The 3,266-nt window shown below is 48.9% G+C and carries 3 protein-coding genes and 1 pseudogene; all 4 read left to right on the top strand.

The window, feature by feature from the left end:
• Positions 1–145: pseudogene (locus tag NEPTK9_RS10075) on the top strand (transposase); the annotation flags it as partial.
• A 316-nt stretch (positions 146–461) separates the two neighbouring features.
• Positions 462–629 (top strand): hypothetical protein, encoded by a 168-nt coding sequence (locus tag NEPTK9_RS09265; protein WP_194848548.1) that lies wholly within the window; start codon positions 462–464, stop codon positions 627–629.
• A gap of 39 nt (positions 630–668) precedes the next feature.
• Positions 669–2,270 carry an FAD-dependent oxidoreductase gene (locus NEPTK9_RS09260; protein ID WP_194848547.1) on the top strand — a complete coding sequence of 534 codons (1,602 nt, stop codon included), beginning with the start codon at positions 669–671 and terminating at the stop codon, positions 2,268–2,270.
• A 17-nt stretch (positions 2,271–2,287) separates the two neighbouring features.
• Positions 2,288–3,145: an EamA family transporter gene (locus tag NEPTK9_RS09915; RefSeq protein WP_194848546.1), complete on the top strand. Its 858-nt coding sequence runs from the start codon at positions 2,288–2,290 to the stop codon at positions 3,143–3,145.
• Positions 3,146–3,266 lie beyond the last annotated feature (121 nt).

Below are 3,266 nucleotides of genomic sequence, written 5' to 3'. Positions count from 1 at the left end.
TCGAAAAAAAGGGTATCCTTCAGTTCAAAAGGCATTATAGGGCAATAACTTTTGGTCCCTAAGTTATTTTGCTGGTAGTTGCGGAGGAGCTGCTATCTCAACAATCAGGCAATATATTGAAAACCAGCAAAAACCAATAGAGTGAGTATTTGCGCCTTTCATCTCGGCCCTAAAGGACCGAGTTTTTCGACGCAGGTGATAAAGTTGCCAGCGAAAAACCCTCATTAATGGGCCTCCACTATTACTATGCATGTGGAAACAAGGGGCTGATCCATGGCACAGTCCAAAAGACCTACCGCGATAACGAAGGATGGAAGCCCCTTCCTAAAGAGTAGACCGAAGGGAAGGAAAATCACCTCTCTTTCTCCTTACCGCAAGAGGCCGACTTTGGTTTTCTCCCAGAAAAAAAAGGGCCGACCGATCATGACTACCAGATCCATCTCGATACCGAAGCATACTCTTTGCATATTGACTACAATACCACTTCGAAGGAGGAAATCTCCTGCCAGGTCTACCAGCCGCAAGCGGCATCGTTTGTCTGCATCGAGCCCCTATCAGCTCGGGTTCCGAGAGAGCCGGTTCTTACCGAAAGCATCCTTGAAATCAAACTCCAGATCACCCCTGGCTAATAAATCACAGCTCCAGTAGAAGGAGGGTGAGGTGATCGAATGAAAAAAGTTTTGATTCTTGGGGGAGGATTTGGGGGTGCCTACACGGCGATGCATTTAGAAAAACAGCTGCGCAAGGCTAAAGAGCCTTTTGAGATCGCGATTGTCAACCGGGAAAACTATTTTGTCTTTCAGCCGATGCTTGCTGAGGTTGTCGGGGGCTCTTTGGGTATTCTCGATACGATTAATCCCCTTAGAAAACTCCTTCCAAAGACCAACCTTTATGTGCGCGAGGTCGACTCGATCGATATTGAGCAGGGAAAAGTGTTCCTCGCTCCAAAATATTCTCATGCTCCTTATGAGGTCTTTTTCGACCACCTGGTCTTTGCCCTGGGGACGGTGACCGACTTCCGCGGAATGTCAGGGATCCATGAACATGCTCTCCCCTTTAAAAACCTCGCTGATAGCATTGCGATCCGCAACCAGATCATCGATGTGTTAGAAGCAGCAGCCAATGAAACCCGTCCGAAACTCAAAGAAAAACTGCTCACTTTTGTGGTTGGAGGGGGAGGCTTTTCGGGAACGGAGGTGGTTGCTGAGGTGAATGACCTGGTTCGCAAACAGGCAAAGAAATACCCTTCGATCGACCCGAAACAAATCAAGGTCTACCTCATCCACAGTAAAGACCGTTTGATGGACAAGGAAATGCCGGAATCATTGGGCTCTTATGCAGGCAAACTTCTTGCAAAGCGGGGGGTTGAAATCCGTTTCAATACCCACCTTAAAACCGCAACTCCTGAAGAGGCCGTCCTCGATACGGGTGAGCGAATCCCCTGCAAAACGGTGATCTCTACCGTCCCCTCTTCCCCTAATCCTTTGATTGAACCCCTCCCTCTTAACTTACAAAAGGGGAAGGTCGTCACCGATGCAGGGATGCAGGTCGATGGCCACTCGAATCTATGGGCGCTTGGCGACTGCGCAGCAACTCCCAACCTAGAGGAGGGAGGGCTCTGTCCCCCTACGGCCCAATTTGCAATCCGGCAAGCCAAGGTCCTTGCCCATAACATTGCAGCATCCCTTTCGGTAGGAAAGAAAAAAGAGTTTCGCTTTAAAGCGCTTGGGATGATGGGAGCTCTTGGCCACCAGTCAGCGGTCGCAGAACTCTTTGGAAAATTTAAGTTCTCGGGTCTTTTGGCTTGGATGATGTGGCGGGCGATTTACTGGGCTAAACTTCCCGGAGTCGACCGAAAAGTCAAGGTGGCCCTTTCGTGGATGCTCGATACGATGATCCCGATCGAAGCGGTTCAGATCAAGATGGCTCCCACTCAAGGGATCGCTCAGCTCCACTTCGAACCCGATGAAATCATCTTCCACGAGGGAGACATTGGTGACTACCTTTATATTATTGTCGATGGAGAGGTGGAGGTTTTTTCAGGCAAAGGGAAAGAGGAAAAGACAATCGCAAAGCTGGGAAAAGGGGAATACTTTGGGGAGATGGCCCTTCTCAACCAAAAGTCCCGCCTCGCCACGGTCCGTTGCCTCACCGCTGTCGATGTCTTAGCCCTTAAGAAAAGTGATTTTGGAGTCTTAATCTCCAACTTCCAGGAGCTCCGAAAAGATTTTGAAAAAACCCAAGAAACCCGTAGAAGAGAAATCGATTAAGGGTTAAACTATCCGCTGTGAGACATGCAAGTACCCCCTTAGCCGTTACCTACTCTCTTTTGGCAGCCCTTTCCTATGCTACCCTTGCCTTTACGGTAAAGTGGGCTGAAGCATTTCTTCCCACTACGCTCCTCATCTTTTTTAGACAGCTCTTTGGGCTGATGATCCTCCTCCCCATCGCTTCATTTAAGCTCGGCTCTTTAAAAGAGCTGAGAACAAAGATCTTTCCTATCCATATGCTCCGGGCATTTGCTTCCCTCTCTTCAATGTTTTGTCTCTACTTTGCCCTCCGCTACCTTCCCCTGACCGATGCAGTCCTCCTTACCTACACCCGACCCCTTTTTATTCCGATTGTGGTCTATCTCTGGTTCCAAAAAAAGTGGACGAAAAACACCTGGATCGGTCTTGTTATGGGTTTTTTGGGGGTGGTTCTGATTCTCCGCCCCGACAGTCACATGTTCAATATCGCCTCTTTGGTAGGTCTTGCCGCTGGCCTTTTTGGAGCAATTTCATTTACCACGATCCGCCGTCTAACAAAAAGTGAACCTCCCGAGCGGATTACCTTCTTCTACCTCATTCTATCATTGCCCCTAGCTGCAGTTCCCCTTGCCACTAATTGGAAAACCCCGACCCTTTTTGGTTGGGGAATCCTTGTCTTGATTGCTATTGTGGCGATTATCTATCAGCTTTTTTTATCGCGGGCTTACCGCCATGCCAAAGCGGTTCAGGTGAGCTCTCTTCTCTACTCGAGTGTTGCCTTTGCCTATTTTTTTGATGTGCTTTTTGGAAGTGCGACGCTTCCTCTGAGCGCTTTTGTGGGTATTGCCTTGATTATCCTTGGCTCTATTGTGACTCTTCGCACCCAAAAACATTAATCTTTGGAACGGATTGTGCAGTGTGACTACTCCCTCGCCTAAAGGCGAGGGCTTCTAGGGATTGTTCCCAGGCCATCTAGTCCGAGGGCCAAAATATTTTGTGCTGCGTTGAGGTCCCGCG

Origin of the sequence: Candidatus Neptunochlamydia vexilliferae, assembly GCF_015356785.1 — a bacterium.
In the GTDB taxonomy this organism is placed as follows: Bacteria; Chlamydiota; Chlamydiia; order Chlamydiales; family Simkaniaceae; genus Neptunichlamydia; species Neptunichlamydia vexilliferae.
The sequence above is the reverse complement of the archived record's forward strand: the minus strand, read 5'-3'. Positions and strand labels throughout refer to the sequence as shown.

Coding starts and splice junctions, on each gene's coding strand:
- NEPTK9_RS09260 (WP_194848547.1), top strand. CDS start 669: ATGAAAAAAGTTTTGATTCTTGGGGGAGGATTTGGGGGTGCCTACACG.